Below are 17083 nucleotides of genomic sequence, written 5' to 3'. Positions count from 1 at the left end.
TGGTAGAAATATCTTTCATATATTAGCCTCATTCAATTAAAATATTAATGTAAAATATCATTACAATGAAAAAAGTATTTTTATCTTTCGTGTTTGTGTTTTTAAGTGTTGTTACCTTTGCACAAGGTACGTGGGACGTAGACCATATGCATTCTTCCATCAATTTTAATATTAAACATATGGGAATTAGCTTTGTACAGGGAAGATTCGATAAGTTTGACGGAAGGATGGCCAGTAGTGGAGCAAATCTGGATAATGCTGATTTAAGCTTTTCTATAAGTGCTTCCACCATTAATACCGGAGTGGACATGAGAGACAGACATCTTATAAGTGAAGAGTTTTTTGATGTGGCCAAATATCCTGCCATTGAATTTAAGAGCTCTTCCGTTACAAAAGATAAAAACAACAACTATATTGTTAAAGGAAAACTGACGATCAAAGGAGTGGAGAAAGATATTACGGCTCCGGTTACCTTCGGTGGGATTACAAAAAATAAAGACGGAAAACAAATTATGGGGATTCAGACCAAGTTTACCATCAACCGTCTGGATTATGGAATCAAATATGATCCTACAGGAGCAGGTATTGCAAAAGATGTTGAAGTAACCGCTTACTTTGAACTGGTGAAGCAATAATATTCAACCCCTAAAATATAAAAAGGTTTTCCGTTCTCATGGAAAACCTTTTTTGTTTATAAAAACCGGTCAGAGGATCTGCGGGAATTAAAAATAGTATTAATCTGAAACGTTTACTTTTCCTGAAGAAACAGTGAAAATTCCAAAATCATCAATCAGCATATTTTGTTTCTGAATGGTATTAAAAGCCATCATTCTGTCCAGCTCCTTCTGCGAGCGTCTTCTCATAATCCAGTCTTTGTTCTGATGGTTATTCAGTACATAGGCAATCATTTTCAGCTGAGGATGCCATGGTTGTCCGGTGTAAATGATGAAGGTATTCTTTTCCGAAATTGAATTCACGCCCTGAATCGCTTTACTCGCCATTTCATTATCTCCGAAAAGTTCAAGAATCCCGGATACAATGGTGATATTAGGTTCAAAATTCAGTTTTTGATAGGTTTGCGGATCAAAACAGTCAAAATTGGTAAATCTGATATCCTGATAGTTCTTTTCTTTAATAACTTTTTCTCCGATTTCAATATTGGATTTTACAAATTCGTTGATAACGATTTCTGCGTCCGGATATTTTTCTTTGATATCGAACAAATAATTTCCTGTTCCGCCTGCAATATCCAGTATTTTCACAGGTCTGCCCTGTTGTTTTAGTGTTTTGATATTTTGTTCCAAAAGCTGCAGCAAATGTTGTTTTCTGATGCGGATTCCTTTCCAGCCGATTGCATTGAGGTAGTTTTTATCCATCATTTTTCCAAAGCCGAATTTGCCTTTGGGTTGATTCTGATATACATAATCCAGCGAAGCTCCGGAATCGAAGCCGTATTTCAGACCAATGGCCATTCCATTGCTTAGTTTCCCGATTTTTCCTAAAGAAAATTTCTGCATTTTAAAATTCAGATTATTCCCGACATTATTTTGCAGATCGTTATATTCTTTTACAGAAAAACGGTCGGGAGAAAGAGAGTTTTGCTTTGTTGCTCTCTTGAAGCATTTTTCAGCAAAATCCACAATTTTATCGTAGACTTTTTCCTTTCCGGTATCGAATAAAATCCCATGGAAGAAATCAGGCAGCACTTCATAATGTTTCAAATCTGTATCCAGTTTTTCATGGAATATTTTCTGATCTTTATTGAAAACCACATGATCTTTTTCTGCAGCCAGAATTAAAGTCGGCGTATCTATAGCTTCAGCATCTTCTACCAGACGTTTTCCTGCTTTTGCCAGATCAATAAGAAGTTCTGCATCAATAGACCTTGAGATCAGGGGATCTGTATCATATGCTTTTTGCTGTTCAAGATCATGAGTCAGCATTTTGGATTTTACATAGCTTTTAATGATCAGTCCTTTCTTAAGCTTTGTTCCTAACGTAATCATTTCATTAGCAAGAGGAACAATGAGATTGATTTTAAAAGCTGGAGCCAAAAGAGCCATTCCTGCAATAGAAGGAGCGAAATCATGAGCCCATGCAGAAGCTACCACTCCGCCTATACTATTGGCTACAACAAAAATGTCTGCCGTTTTTATATCGTATTGGGAATTGATAAATTGAGAGAAAGCATCTAAATCTCTTACATAATCCATAAAAACAGATGAGGTTTGGGTTTTCGTATACCCATGCCCACGAAGATCAAATGCGAAGATATTGTATTTTGAAAACTGGGGAGATTGTGCAATATCATTTAGTCTTTCAGAATGTTCATGTCCACGGTGGATCATGATGATACTCTTCTGCTGAGGTTGATAATTCCACTCACGATAAAAAATTTCACTGTTGTCAAAACTTGTAAAATGTCCGCTGTTCATAGATTAAATTTTTTTCAGAAAATCCTCCAGATAAGTAGGTATGACCGCATGCTTATTGTGGGTTTTCATCATGGTTATTGCTTCTGTAAGAGGTAAAGATAGAATATTTTTGATTACTAAAATTCCGATTACTGAACTTCTTGTGAATCCCATTGTGCAATGGATCAGAATCTTGCCATCCGGCGGAAGTTGCTGATAATATTCTGTGATTTCCGTAACCAGCTTTTGGGTTTCAGAACTATCAAATGTTCCAATGTCCAGAAGAGGAAAAGAATGATAAACTGCTGTATCTTTTATGATAGAGAGTTCTTCTATTTCAGCTGACAGGTCATACACAAATGTTGCTTTGTTAATTCCGAAATCCTGTATGCTTTCACGATCAGGTCTAGATGAAATATATAATCGGGGAAGAATTTCCAAGGGAGTTCTGTTTTTCCGGAAAAACCTCCAAAATATCCTGTAAATTAACAGATATGGGATATAGAAAATCTTTTTTATCCACGGAATATGTCCTGCTTTATTTTTTAAAAAGAAGATATCGTTTTTCTGATAATGATACCCGATCAGAATAATCATCAACCCTGGCCAAAGAAATAACAACCCTGTTTCTCCGATGAATTGATTAGCCAGAAATACGATTAAAATAATACACCATCCTGATAAAAAATAGAGGTTGGCGATATGAAAATTTCTATACAGAAAATTATTTTTTTGATAAGGAAAGATGATAAAACTAAAATGGGCAAGAATACTTCCGGTTATGACATCAATGAAATGATGCTGATACGTTGTCAACGTAGAAATTCCCAAGATAATAAGCCAAAGCATTACGAATGATCTTCCTTTTTTTAAATTCCTGAAAACAGACCAGAAAATAAAAGCATAGGCAATATGAAGGGACGGAGCCTGATTGAAAGGAGAATCAAATACTTTTAAAAACTGAAAAGAATATCCCAGAACCGGGTCGTTGATTTCAGGTTTGGGCAATGAAAATTTTAAGGGAAATAATAAGAAGCAAATTCCGGCAACAACCGTTACGAAGAGTATGCGCTGTGTTAAAACTTTAAGCTGCTCTTTATTTTGACAGAAAAAAAATACCAGACAGAAAAAGATTCCGCTGGTCATATAAGGAATAATGCTCCACGGAATAAATGGAATGTAATTTTCAAAATTAAAGACGAAGGACGGAACATCAGTCAGTTTTGAAATGTACCATGCTGTAAAATTGTAAACCATCATAAATACAATGGAACACAGAATCAAAGCGTACAGCTTTCGTTGTATTGTCAGTTGTTTTTCATCCATTGGGCTTTTCTGAACATGATGATATTTAATAAAGAAGAAGGAAGTAGGGATAAAGATTTCATCATCCACTTCATTTTTGTTGGGAAAATAATAAGCTTTTTTTGTTTTTCTATGGCTTCTGAGATAATGGAAACTGCAGTTTCTACCTCCGTAAGGAATGGTTTTTTACTTAAGTTATTTTGGTTAAGCTGCCTTAATTTTTCGGTATCAATATATCCCGGAGCAATTGTAGTGACAGAAATTCCGAAAGGTTTCAGTGCACGGTGATACGCATCGGCAATCTGTATTACAGAACGTTTTGTCTTCGTATAAAGACTGGAATTTTCATATTCCAATATCCCTGAAACAGAAGCAATCACGGCAATACTTCCTTTTTTCTGATTTTTCATTACTTTTCTTGCTGCCTCGAAAAAATTAACGGTTCCCAGAATATTGGTCTGGAGCATTTCTTCAGCCTCTTCGTAAGAAATTCTTCCTGCTACATCTTCTGCATAGCTTCCTGCACAGTTAATGAAAATGTCAAGTTCATTTTTATCCACAAGAAAAGACTGTAATGTGGATAACAGGGCGTTGATGTCACAAACATCTGTCTGAAAAGCCTTTATATCTTTAGAATCATTCTCCGGGATTTTAGTAAGATCTCTTCCACAGATTCCTACACAGTATCCTTTAGAAAGATAGTGTCTGGCCAGTGCATAGCCAATACCCGAAGTTCCGCCTGCGATAAAAACGTTCATGAGTGTCTGATGGTTTTCAATTCTATGTAAAAATAGATTTTAAAAGTGAAAATAAGGTGAATGTTTTTAACGATTGAAACATTAAGATTTTTTTAAGATGTTTAGAATATGAAGATGAGCTTTGCTTTAAGCTTAAAAATCAGGATGATTCATCTTAACTATACTTTATTTCTTAATGGTTTTAGTATTACTTATAAAACTAAGATATTCAATAGGCACGGGCTTTAGCCCGTGATCACAATAGGTTGCATTTCCATTGGCTTTAGCCGAAACTTAAAACTATGTGTTAAAAACCACCCCGTCAAAAATTCTTTGAATTTTCGCCACCCCTCCGGAGGAGGGGAATTTTCCCGTCTTCAGTTGGAGGATTTGTCATCACCCTCTAATAGTTTTCATGGTCTGATCAAATCCATATTGCCATTGTATTTCCATGTCTTTCACAAATTGGTGGTAACTTTTAGGAAACGAAAAATTGATTTCAAATTTTCTCCAGTCAATTCCTTTTTTCAGATAATGTCCTTCCAGTTCCTGTTTTATGTTGATGGTATCAATTTGGAAGCCTGATAAAAGTTGGTCTGTCTCTGCAAGCCTTTCATTTCCACTGAATCCAAGGACAGAACGTACAAGAGCTTCTTCCACGGGATTGTATGATTGTTTTTTTTCGGTAATGATTTCCTGTGCGAGATGCTGACTTAATTCTGCAGGAACAAGATCTATAGCTCCGCCAGCAAAATATTTTCCCTTAAGAAATGCAGGTTCTACATAAAACATATCGGAAATAGAAGCTCGGGTACTTTCAAGCATGGAAAAGTCAGTAACTATTTTGGGCGTTTCTTCAACAGCACTGTTTTTTAAGCTTTCAGAATGACTGACAATTTGTTCGGGGTAAATCTTCTTTGCTGTTTCCGGATCTGTGAAGATTGTTTTTTGATATAATTTTTTTTCATTTCTTTTTTGTCCACATTCTTTTGGGGTAAAAAGAATCTCCGAACCCATAATTAGGGTAGGTATTTCTTTTGAAAACTGAACATTTTTGATGGCTGGAAAACATTTGGATAGATCTTGGGGCATTTCAACAAGATATCGGTTGAAAACATCTTCAATGAATGGGGCTTTTCTTTTATCCAGAAGTTTTTTTAGTGAGAAAAATCCGATTTGTGAAAGTTTTCTCTGCTTTGTCAATACAGTTCCTGAAACAAACTGAAAATATTCTTCAGATGTCAGGTATTCTTTCCGGGAAAGATGATCAGGAAAAGCATTGATGATTGTTGCTGCAAATGATCCACCACAGGAAGCAATCAGGAGATCCGGTTTAAGATCCAGTTCTTCCAGTGCAGCGAAGATTCCGAGATAAATCATCAGCCTTGTTCCGCCTCCTGAAAAAATAACAGCTCTTTTAAATTTTTCTTCCATGGCATTAATTTTTTATCAGAAGAGGAAATAACCAAAAGAATAAAGGCGCATTAAAAACCAGACTGTCCATTCTATCAAGAAGGCCACCATGTCCGGGAAGCAGGCTGCCGGTATCTTTTACACCGGTTTTTCTTTTTACATAAGACATGAAGATATCACCGAAAAATCCTGAAATTCCCAGAACAAGTCCTAAAATAGAATTGGTTACCATATTTGTTGTAAGCAGAAAATGTCCTAAGATATTACTCAGGATAATTGTAATAAAAATACCACCAATAAGCCCTTCCAGTGTTTTGTTGGGACTGATTTGAGGTGTTATTTTATGTTTCCCGAAAAACTTTCCCATCAGATATTGAAATACATCGTTCAGTTCAGTCACTACTACAATGAAGATAATGGCATTCAACCCATCAAAACGATTTCTTATCCATAGCAAATTCGGAAAAGCGATAAGGCATATTAATAAGGCAATGGAAATTCCGTATATCTGTTTTACGGAGGAACCTTTCAGTACAGAACGGCATACAATGAGGATTGTTATAAGGAAACTGTACAAAAGGTAAACATCAGTATTCAAAAAATAGAGCAGGAAAAACTGTAAAACACTTATGAAAATTGAAGGAGCAAGTGGAGAATCATAAATTTTGAACATCCTTGAAAATTCAAAAAAACATTGAAAACTTATCCATGAAACCAAAATGGTCATAGCAAGATGATGTGAAACTCCCAGCGCAAAAACAATAATGATGTAGATCCATGTTTTTACCCGTATAGGAACATCGGCAAATTTATTTTCTTCAGGCTTCATTCAGAGATTTCTTAAGTCGTGTATAAGTACTGATCAGGAGTAAAACAATGATAATTCCAAAAATGTATGGGGAAACAACGGTAATGTTTACTCCGAAAAGGGTGAGTAAACCATACAATCCAAGGATAAGGGCACGGTCACTTTTTCCCATAGGTCCGTCATAACGGCGTTCCTTTCCTACGATTTTTCCCATTACTCCTGCAAATTCATTAATGATGCTAAGAACGATGAAGACAACGATAAGATATAAACTTTCAGGCTGAAATTTAAGGAGAGGAAAAAATATAATGACATCGGAAACAATATCGCCCACTTCATTCAAAACCTCTCCGAGTTTGCTGGTCTGATTGAATTTTCTGGCCATCATTCCGTCCAAAGCATTTAAAGCCATTCTCAGAAGCAATCCCACGGGAAGACTTAGGAAGAACCATTTCGAAATATCCGCATTCCAGAACAGTATCCCAATAACCACGGATAAGAGAATAGAACTGATCGTAATCTGATTGGCCGTAATCTTATTTCTATGAAAAAATAACAAAACAGGAGTGAGGAGCTGCTGGAATTTTGGTTTTAGTTTATATACGGAAATCATGATGGTTATAGCTTTGTTTCATTTGCTTATACCAAATATAGATAAAAATTTTTATCAGGTTTTATGATTGTTTGAAGGATGTTTTACCATTTTCAAAATGTAAAAGATTGCTTTGTATTTCTTTTTCCCCTAACTTTGCACAAACCTAATCTAATGAGTAAAAAGAATACAAAGTACATCTTTGTGACAGGAGGTGTAACTTCATCTTTGGGAAAGGGAATCGTTTCTGCTTCTCTGGGACTTCTACTAAAATCACGTGGCTTTAATGTAACGATCCAAAAATTAGATCCTTATATCAATATCGACCCAGGAACTTTGAATCCTTATGAGCACGGAGAGTGCTATGTAACTGAAGATGGTGCGGAGACGGATCTGGATTTAGGCCATTATGAGCGTTATCTTGATGCTCCTACATCCCAAAACAACAACGTTACTACAGGAAAAATTTACCAGACTGTAATCGAAAAAGAAAGAAAAGGAGATTTCCTTGGAAAAACAGTTCAGGTAATTCCTCATATTACTAACGAAATCAAACGTAGAATTAAAATCCTTTCAAAACAGAACTACGATATCATCATTACTGAAATCGGAGGAACGGTAGGGGATATTGAATCTTTACCATACATTGAAACTGTTCGTCAGTTGAAATGGGAATTGGGAGAGCGTAATTCTATGGTAATCCACCTGACTTTATTGCCTTACCTGGCTTCAAGTGGAGAATTAAAAACAAAACCATCCCAGCACTCTGTTCGTCAGTTGATGGAAAGCGGAATTATGGCTGATGTTTTAGTTTGCAGAACAGAACACAAAATTCCTAAAGATCAGAGAGCAAAACTGGCACAGTTCTGCAACGTTCCTTTAGATAATGTTATCGAATGTAAAGATCTTGAAACGATCTATGAAGTTCCAATGTATCTTCAGAAGCAGAATTTCGATGATGTAGTATTGAAAGAACTTGATCTGAAGAGTGATAAAGATGCTGATCTAAAAGACTGGAAGAGTTTCCTTAAGAAATTCCAAAATCCAAAGAAAACTGTTGAAATTGCATTAGTTGGAAAATATATTTCCCTTCAGGATTCTTATATTTCTATTGCTGAAGCATTCAAACATGCAGGAGCTGACCTTGAAACTGAAGTAAAAGTAAGATGGGTATACAGTGGAGATATCACGGAGGAAAACATCAAAGATACTCTGAAAGGAGTAAATGGTATCCTTGTAGCTCCAGGTTTCGGAGACAGAGGGATTGAAGGAAAAGTTCTTACGGCAAAATATGCAAGAGAAAATAAAATTCCGATGTTGGGAATCTGTTTAGGAATGCAGATCATGACGATTGAATTTGCAAGAAATGTTTTAGGACATACAAAAGCAAACTCCATGGAATTTGATACAGCAACTCCGGATCCTGTAATTTCCTTGATGGAAGAACAGAAAAATGTGGTAGATAAAGGTGGAACAATGCGTCTGGGAGCATGGAAGTGTTCTTTGAAAAATGGTTCTAAGCTTTATGATATCTACGGAAGCAAAAATATCTCTGAAAGACACCGTCACCGTTATGAATTCAACAGTGATTATCTTCAGGAGTTTGAAAAGAACGGTTTCCTTGCTACAGGTACCAATCCTGAAACTGGTTTGGTAGAAGCGCTTGAACTTCCTGATCATCCATTCTATGTGGGAGTTCAGTACCACCCGGAATATAAAAGTACGGTAGCGACACCGCATCCTTTATTCAGAGCTTTCATTAAGGCTTGCGAAAAGAAATAAGGTAAAATTTTATCATAAACGTCTACATATAAACTCAGGCTGATTATTCTCAGCTTGAGTTTATTATATAGTAACAACGTAAAGCATAGAGTTTTGATAAAAAAACAGTATTTTTGTCAGCTCAAATTACGTACACCAGTGCGTACATTTTAAATTTAAAATTTTAATATAAAATAAAATGCAACAAAACAACGGAATCGATAAGAAGCAAATGATTAGTTTCGCGGTTTTATGCCTTGTTCTCTTCGGTTTTATGTTCTATTTCCAGAACAAACAAACGAAAGAAGCGGAGTTGAAAGCTCAGGAGCAGAAAACGGAACAGGCTAAAAATGCCGTAAAGCAAACTCAGGCAAACAATATCAATCCAAATGTAACTCCTAACGCCATCCAGACCGCAAGTCTTGGAAATAATGAACTGAAACTTGAATTTTCAAGCTTAGGAGGACAGGTTTCCAAAGTAGAGCTTTTAAAATATAAAGCCTACAACCACAAAACAGACAATGCAGATCAGCCACTTTATCTGATCACTAAGAATAATTCAAACTACGGTTTTCAGTTTAAAGATAAAACAGGAAAGACTGTTAATACTAAAGATTTAGTTTTCTCACCTTCTGTTAGTGGAAATGCTGTAACCTTAACTGCAGATTATAATGGTGCTGTAATTCAATTCATTTACACACTACTTCCAAAATATACCCTTGATTTTAAAGTAAGAACTCAGGGACTTTCCAAAATTACTTCCGATAACAAAGCAGATTTCATCTGGGATTACAATGTAAGAAACTTAGAGAAAGGTAGAGCTCAGGAGCAATCTCACTCAGAATTTTCCTATGCATTCAATAATTATAAAGACTATGATTATGATGGAAGAACAACGATGGAAGAAGAAAAGGAGACTCTTAACTGGATTGGGGTAAAACAGCAGTTCTTCACTTCAGTAATTGAAGCGAAAAACGGATTCACCCAAAGTAAAGGAAACCAGGAAAATGTTGAAGAAGGTGAATATTTGAAGAAACTCAACTATGAAGGCTTTGTTCAGATGACAGGAAGTGAGCTGAACCAGGACTTTACATGGTATTTCATGCCATTGGATTTACCATTGCTTAAATCCTATGATAAAAACTTTGATGAAATTCTTCCGTTAGGTTGGTCATTCATCGGAGCGATGAACCGTTATTTCTTCATGTGGTTATATGGTATTATTGCTGCGTGGGGATTATCAGCAGGTTGGGTAATTTTCGTAATGACAATCATTGTGAAACTAATCCTTTCACCAATTATGTATAAGCAGCATAAATTGAGTGCGATGATGAAGGTAATCCGTCCGGAAATTGATGAGGTAAACGCTAAGTTTAAGGATGCAGATCCGATGAAGAAACAGCAGGCTACAATGGAAGTGTACAGAAAAGCGGGAGTAAACCAGATGGCGGGATGTTTACCGGCATTAGTTCAGATTCCTATCTTCTATGCATTATTCCGTTTCTTCCCGAACTTTATTGATCTTAGAGGGCAAGGCTTCTGGTTTGCAAAGGATTTGACAGCTTATGATGATTTGATCAAGCTTCCGTTCAAAGTTCCTTTCCTTGGAGATCACTTAAGTATTTTTGCATTAGCTTGTACCGTTGTTATTTTAATCTATACTGTAATGACTTCAGGAAATATGCAGCAGCCTCAACAGGAAGGAATGCCAAATATGAAGGTATTAATGTACATCTTCCCGGTGACATTCTTATTCTTCCTTAACACTTCGGCTTCAGGACTTTCATGGTATTATTTTGTATCGAATGCGATTAACATCTTAATCATCCTTGTTATTAAATATGTGATTTTGGATGAAAAGAAAATCCATGCTCAGATTCAGTCTAACAAGGAAAAACCAAAAGCAGAAGGTAAATTCCAGAAGAGAATGAGAGAGATGATGGAGAAGGCTCAGGAGCAACAAAAGACTCAGGAGCAACAAAGAAGTAAAAAGAAATAATTTTCTTAATTATATCTTAAAAAAGAGAAGCAATACAGTATTGCTTCTCTTTTTTTATAGTAATTTTTATTTAGAAAGATTTTAAATTTCTAATTGTTATATGCGAATTTAATAATTGAAAATGAGAGGTTTTTAATCATATTTCAGTCTGAAAGATTGTCTGTGATAAACTGTTGGACCGTGTTTTATAAGGGCTTCCTGGTGTTTTTTTGTGGCATAGCCAAAATTGGTATCCCAGCCGTATTCCGGATGTTCTTCATGAAGCTGGATCATTAATTGGTCTCTGTAATTTTTGGCAAGAATGGAAGCTGCAGCAATAGATAAAACTTTGGAATCTCCCTTAATGATACATTGATGAGGAATATAATTATAGGGATGGAATTTATTCCCGTCTACCAAAATAAGTTCCGGTGTAATACTCAGTTTGTCCAGTGCACGATGCATGGCATGAATGCTTGCATTGAGGATATTATGTTCATCAATAAAGGATGGGGGAAGTTCTGCAATAGCATAGCTTTTTACATTGTCTTTGATATAATGGTCCAGCTCCATCCGGGTTTTAAATGTTAATTTTTTTGAATCATTCACCAGATTTTGTTTGAAGTCATCATCTAAAATTACCGCTGCTGCTACTACCGGACCGCTTAAACATCCTCTTCCTACTTCATCACATCCGGCTTCAATGTAAAGGTTTGACCAGTTTTTTATTAGCTCCATGAATTGTTTCTATAAATGCAAAAATATAAAATTTTGCAGGAAGTGATTTTGTGTGTTTTTTACTGTTTTTATTGTTATAACAAGTATAATTTACTGTTTTTAATTTTTTTTATTGGGGTTGCTAATTGTATGTGTTTTTCATATTGATGAAATAATGTATATTTTTTTAATGAGTTGTTAGTTTTGGCATATGTTAAATGCTTTTGTTTTTGTTAATTATAAAATTTTAACATTTTCTTTGGTTATTTTGTGAAAGTTTCACATATTTGTAATCTGTAAAAATAATTGAATTTGATATGAAGAAATTAACTGCGAGTGTTTTCGCGGTGGTACTGTCGTCGTCATTTATGATGGTATCAGCCCAAAACACGAAAGATACTCTAAAAACCAAAAATATAGAGGAGATAGTTGTTACCGGAGCCTTAGGTATCAAAAGAAAGGCTGATGCGATAACAAATACACAGCAAGTTGTAACGACAAAAGAACTGAATCAGGCGTCAGCACCAACTGCTGTACAGGCATTGACGGGTAAGGTTTCAGGTTTACAAATCAATTTGACAAACAATGGTGTGGATCCTAGCTATAGAGTTGTCTTAAGAGGTGCTAAATCTATCACGGGTAATAACCAAGCGTTAATTGTAATTGATAACGTTATTTCATCTGCTGACATCTTACAGCAGATACCACCAGAAGCAATCGAAAACATCAACGTAATTAAAGGTTTACAAGGAGCAGCTCTTTATGGGCAGCAAGGGGTGAACGGGGTAATTATTGTGACGACAAAAAGAGGAACAAAATCTGAGAAACTTCAGATGACGTTCAATTCGTCTATTGATATCTCTAATGTTTTCATGCTTCCAAAAGTTCAGCAGAAGTACGGTAAAGGAGTTCAGGATGAAGGATGGAGTGATGTGGATTACGGTGGTACAAACTATGTGCCATGGGAAAACATGTCTTGGGGAGCTGCTTATGACAACCCGGCTATCGGAGGAACAATGATGCCTTCAGGTCTTCCACAGGCTGATGGTTCATTTATTTATGAAAAATATGCTCCAGTGAAGAATTTCATGAATAAATTCTTTTCAACAGGAGTATTAACCCAAAACGGAATTACAGCAACAGCAGGTGGATCTGATTCATATGTGTCCTTCTCTGCTAACAGAACTGAAAATAATTTCGTAGTTGAGGGTGATAAATTAAGACAAAACAGTTTTATTTTTAAAGCTGGAAAGAAAATAGGAAAATTGAAAATTGATGGTAACATCAACTATATCAATAGAATAATATCCACTACAAACTCATCATTATATGATGATATTCTTCAAACTCCTACTAACAACAACATTAAACTGTATAGAAATAGTGGAATTGAAGGATATTACACAGGATATGCTGTAAACCCATACTGGACAATTGATCACGAAAGATATGACAGACGTAGTGATTACTTTAGTGCTATCCTTGGTTTAGATTATGAATTGAATAAGAACATCAACATTACGTATAACGGAAACGTTACTACTAGAGGGATGACTTATACAAGACATAATGATGGTGCTATTTTTACTAATACATATAACCTTCCTGGAGCATCCATCGACGGAATTACTTTTGGTGATTTAGGAAATGGTGATATCACTTCTTGGTTCTATGAAAGTACATCTAAGGAAAGAAACTACTATGGTGACTTAATGATTAACTTTAATTATGAGTTAACGGATAAAATCGGATTAAAGTTTAACATTGGTAATAACATCCAGGACAGAACTTACAATGTAACATCTGTAGGAGGTAATAATTTAGATATTCCAGGTTGGTATCACATTAAAAATGTACTTAATCCAGATCCATTCTCTAGTGCTAATCTTGATAACTATCAGACAAACAGTAGAATTATTGCAGGATTTGCGAATTTAGATTTAAGCTATAATGATTATTTGTTCTTAAACTCTACATTTAGAATTGAGCAGTCTTCAGTATTGTCAACAAGACCTTATAGCACAGGAAAAAGAACAAACCCGGTTTATCCTTATTATTCTGTAGGTTTATCTTTTGTGCCAACTAAAGCATTTGCTAACTTAAAAGGAGATATTCTTAACTACGCAAAAATTACCGGATCATATACACGAGTAGGTAACACAACTGCAGTAGATCCTTACAGAACAGATGAAATCGGAGTATTCCCGACAGGGTTCCCATTTAACGGATTAAGTTCATATATTAATAATCAAACGCCTACATCGGTAGATATTAAACCTGAATTTGTTAATACTTTAGATTTCGGAATGTCTCTAGGATTCCTGAAAGATAGAATTAGATTAGATGCGTCTGTTTACCAATCTACAACTGATGACTTAATTACGGCAAGAACTGCATCAAGTACATCAGGATTAACAAGTATTCTTGATAACGTGGGTAAAATGAGACTAAGAGGTCTTGAACTTGATTTAGGAATAACGCCAATTAAAACAAGTGATTTTACTTGGGATATGAAGGTGTCTTACTCTACATATAGATCTAAAGTATTGGAATTAGCTGATGGAGCTGATGAAGTATCTTTATTAAGCAGTACTTCAGCAGCAGTAGGTATCTTTGCTGTAAAAGGATCTGATTTCCCGGTTATCAAAGGAAGTGCATTCCAGAGAGACGATCAGGGAAGAATTATTGTTGACTCTAAAGGAAATCCTTTGACAACAAGTAATCTTCAGGTGTTAGGAAGAGCAACTCCTGATTATATTCTTGGATTCTCTACAAACATTAAGTATAAAGGATTTACTTTATCTGCGATGGGAGATTTTAGAAAAGGTGGTAAATTTGTATCCTTTACGAAAAACTTACTTGCATTTACAGGAGGTTTAGAGGAGTCAGCTGAGTTTGACAGAACTCAAGGATATGTTGTTCCTAATTCAGTACAGAATACAGGAACTGCTGCTAACCCAATCTACACTCCAAATAATACGCCAGTAGGAGGTGCAGGAACGTATACTAACGTTACTAACTATTTCTCAAGTAGTGCGTATAGAGCTGTAGGTGAAAACCTGGTAGTTGATGCAACTGCATTGAAGATTAGAGAAATTGCGTTAAGCTATGATATACCAAGATCAGTATTAAGCTCAACTTTCTTGAACTCATTAACAATCGGTGTTTATTCAAGAAACCCATTCTTTAAGTACGCAGATAATAACAGAAACTATGCTGATCCGGAAACTGCAAGTACAACAGGGAATGCTGCAGGTTTTGCTTATACAACGCAGTATCCATCAACTAGAAGCTTTGGATTTAACCTTAAAGCATCTTTCTAAAATTTAATTAATTATTACTTGAAAATGAAAAAATTTAAATATACAATACTTGGTTTAATCGTTACCTCAATGACGTTGACTTCATGTGATCATTATCTGGATATTAATGAAAATCCAAATAATATTCATGCGGAAGCTATTACACCAACTTTATTATTTCCTGGTGCTGTTGCTCAGACTTACAGAACACAAGCTACATGGATGAATAGATTTGGAGGGCTTATGATGAACTCTTATGCGGGTAACTCTTATTCTTTTGGAGCTCCATTTGGTAACGAATATACATTAAATGTAGATAGTTCTTTTTATCCACAGATCTGGGATGGATTATACAGAAACGTAAGTAACTTTGTTGCTATTGAGAAATATGATAATTCTAACCATAAATATGATAATTATGTAGCTGCTGCAAAAGTGATGAAAGCATTTTATATGCAGACTATTGTAGATTTGTATGGGGATGCTCCTTATAGCCAGGCATTTATGGGTCAGGCTAATGCAACTCCAAAATACGATAATGATGAGGAAATCTACAGATCATTAATTCTTGGTCTGAATGATGCTATCACTCTTATTGATAACGGTAATGCTGCTGCACTTGAACTTGGTGCTACTGATATTGTTTTCCAGGGAACAATGGATAACTGGAAGCGTCTTGCGAATACTGTGAAACTAAGAATGTTGGTTAGAATGTCTAAAGTAACAGGTTCTATGGCTACTTTTAGAGATCAGCAACTTCAAACTTTAGCAGGGGCAGACTTTATAGATAGCGATGTTTTAGTAAATCCTGGGTACAGTGCTGCTAATGATGACCAGCAGAACCCGTTTTATGGATACTATGTGAGAAACAGTTCTAATTCTCAGTTGCAGAATAATACATTATTTACAGCATCTGAACATATTGCAACTTGTCTTAATGGTAACCCTTATAATATGGCTGATAATGTTTATCAGAAATTTAATGGTATCATTGATGCAAGAAGAGGAAGAATGTTCTCATTAGTTGCTTATAATGGTCTTTCAGTTGTTAAAGGAGTTAGACAGGGTGCTACACCAGGACAGCCGGGAGCTCCGACTGATCTTACAACGGTTTCAAGATTTGGAAATGGTTGGATATTTGGTCAAGGTAGCCCTAGTACTACTGCTCAGCTTACATCGGTTGGATCTGCGAAATCTGGTGTTTTAATGACACGTTCAGAGAGTAACTTCCTTCAGGCTGAAGCTGCTGTTAGATATCCATCTATCTTCTCTAATGGACAAGCCAAATTTGAAAATGGTATCAAAGCATCTTTTGATTATCTATATGCTACAGCGGGTACTTCTGCTACATACATTACTGCTATTCAGGCTAAAGTAGGTTTAGGTTGGAATGGTACTAACGATAATAAGATTGAAGCGATCATGACTCAAAAATGGTTAGCTACTGCAGGAATTAACCCTACGGAATCTTTCATTGATTATAACAGAACTGGTTACCCGGTTACTCCTATGGCAACAACTTCAGCGAAGCCTAATAAGCCATACAGATTGATGTATCCGTCATCTGAATATGTAGCTAACTCAGCGAACGTTCCTCAGATTTCAAATGCTCAGTGTTTTACTAAGAACCAAACGACTCCATTCTGGAATCAGAACTAATTTTTTATAAAACAATTTTAATATATTTTACCGCCTTCGGGCGGTTTTTTTTGTTTTAAAAAGCAAAAGTTTCTTTATTTATGAAAATATGCACAACATAGCATCTGTAATGGGTATAGATATTTTCTTTCTTTTTATGATTTTCAAGTTATTGACATTCAGTTTGTTTAACTTCTTTAGGAGCGCAAATTATTATAGATTCTATCAATTTAAATGATTGTTATTATTTCTTAAAAAAAATAAGTTTTAAATGAGGGGTTTTTGTTAAATGTTTTGTTTTTAACTTATTTTAATAATTTATTGATTGTTTTTATTCTAAAATATTAAATAAGTTTCAATTTTTCTACATTTTTCTTTGTGGTATTAAGAAAGTTTTACAAATTTGTACAGTCACAAA

General features: G+C 35.4%; 12 protein-coding genes. 5 read left to right on the top strand and 7 right to left on the bottom strand.

Features of this window, described 5'->3' with window-relative positions:
• Positions 1-65 precede the first annotated feature (65 nt).
• Entirely contained in the window at positions 66-635 is a 570-nt protein-coding gene (locus tag ODR02_RS16840; RefSeq protein WP_209787080.1) for a YceI family protein, read from the top strand.
• Between the two features lie 99 nt (positions 636-734).
• Here the strand turns inward: ODR02_RS16840 and ODR02_RS16835 are convergent, their stop codons facing one another.
• From ODR02_RS16835 to ODR02_RS16810, 6 genes are all read right to left on the bottom strand, one after another.
• Positions 735-2435, bottom strand: a complete 1701-nt coding sequence (locus tag ODR02_RS16835; protein WP_309512846.1) for a bifunctional alpha/beta hydrolase/class I SAM-dependent methyltransferase — start codon at positions 2433-2435, stop codon at positions 735-737.
• Between the two features lie 3 nt (positions 2436-2438).
• Entirely contained in the window at positions 2439-3740 is a 1302-nt protein-coding gene (locus ODR02_RS16830) for a phosphatase PAP2 family protein (RefSeq protein ID WP_331835776.1), read from the bottom strand.
• Positions 3722-4477, bottom strand: coding sequence for an SDR family NAD(P)-dependent oxidoreductase (locus ODR02_RS16825; RefSeq protein WP_309512844.1), 756 nt, complete (start codon positions 4475-4477; stop codon positions 3722-3724). The genes ODR02_RS16830 and ODR02_RS16825 overlap by 19 nt, the downstream gene beginning before the upstream one ends.
• A 375-nt stretch (positions 4478-4852) precedes the next feature.
• Positions 4853-5890, bottom strand: a complete 1038-nt coding sequence (locus tag ODR02_RS16820) for a patatin-like phospholipase family protein (RefSeq protein ID WP_309512843.1) — start codon at positions 5888-5890, stop codon at positions 4853-4855.
• 4 nt (positions 5891-5894) lie between these two features.
• Entirely contained in the window at positions 5895-6698 is an 804-nt protein-coding gene (locus ODR02_RS16815; protein WP_309512842.1) for a phosphatidate cytidylyltransferase, read from the bottom strand.
• Complete coding sequence (locus ODR02_RS16810; protein WP_309512841.1) at positions 6688-7290, bottom strand: CDP-alcohol phosphatidyltransferase family protein; 603 nt, start codon at positions 7288-7290, stop codon at positions 6688-6690. The genes ODR02_RS16815 and ODR02_RS16810 overlap by 11 nt, the downstream gene beginning before the upstream one ends.
• Before the next feature lie 153 nt (positions 7291-7443).
• Between ODR02_RS16810 and ODR02_RS16805 the strand changes: the two genes are divergently transcribed.
• Together ODR02_RS16805 and yidC are read left to right on the top strand one after the other, a co-directional pair.
• Complete coding sequence (locus ODR02_RS16805) at positions 7444-9051, top strand: CTP synthase (protein ID WP_309512840.1); 1608 nt, start codon at positions 7444-7446, stop codon at positions 9049-9051.
• A gap of 178 nt (positions 9052-9229) precedes the next feature.
• Entirely contained in the window at positions 9230-11029 is a 1800-nt protein-coding gene (gene yidC / locus ODR02_RS16800) for a membrane protein insertase YidC (protein ID WP_309512839.1), read from the top strand.
• A gap of 132 nt (positions 11030-11161) precedes the next feature.
• Here yidC and ODR02_RS16795 read toward each other — a convergent pair whose 3' ends face one another.
• Entirely contained in the window at positions 11162-11746 is a 585-nt protein-coding gene (locus ODR02_RS16795) for a ribonuclease HII (RefSeq protein ID WP_309512838.1), read from the bottom strand.
• A 296-nt stretch (positions 11747-12042) separates the two neighbouring features.
• Between ODR02_RS16795 and ODR02_RS16790 the strand changes: the two genes are divergently transcribed.
• Together ODR02_RS16790 and ODR02_RS16785 are read left to right on the top strand one after the other, a co-directional pair.
• Positions 12043-15048 (top strand): SusC/RagA family TonB-linked outer membrane protein, encoded by a 3006-nt coding sequence (locus tag ODR02_RS16790; RefSeq protein ID WP_309512837.1) that lies wholly within the window; start codon positions 12043-12045, stop codon positions 15046-15048.
• 24 nt (positions 15049-15072) lie between these two features.
• A complete protein-coding gene (locus ODR02_RS16785) occupies positions 15073-16686 on the top strand; it encodes a SusD/RagB family nutrient-binding outer membrane lipoprotein (RefSeq protein ID WP_209787109.1) in 1614 nt (537 codons plus the stop codon).
• Positions 16687-17083 lie beyond the last annotated feature (397 nt).

The organism is Chryseobacterium sp. CFS2 (assembly GCF_036543225.1).
GTDB lineage: Bacteria > Bacteroidota > Bacteroidia > Flavobacteriales > Weeksellaceae > Chryseobacterium > Chryseobacterium culicis_A.
The sequence above is the reverse complement of the archived record's forward strand: the minus strand, read 5'-3'. Positions and strand labels throughout refer to the sequence as shown.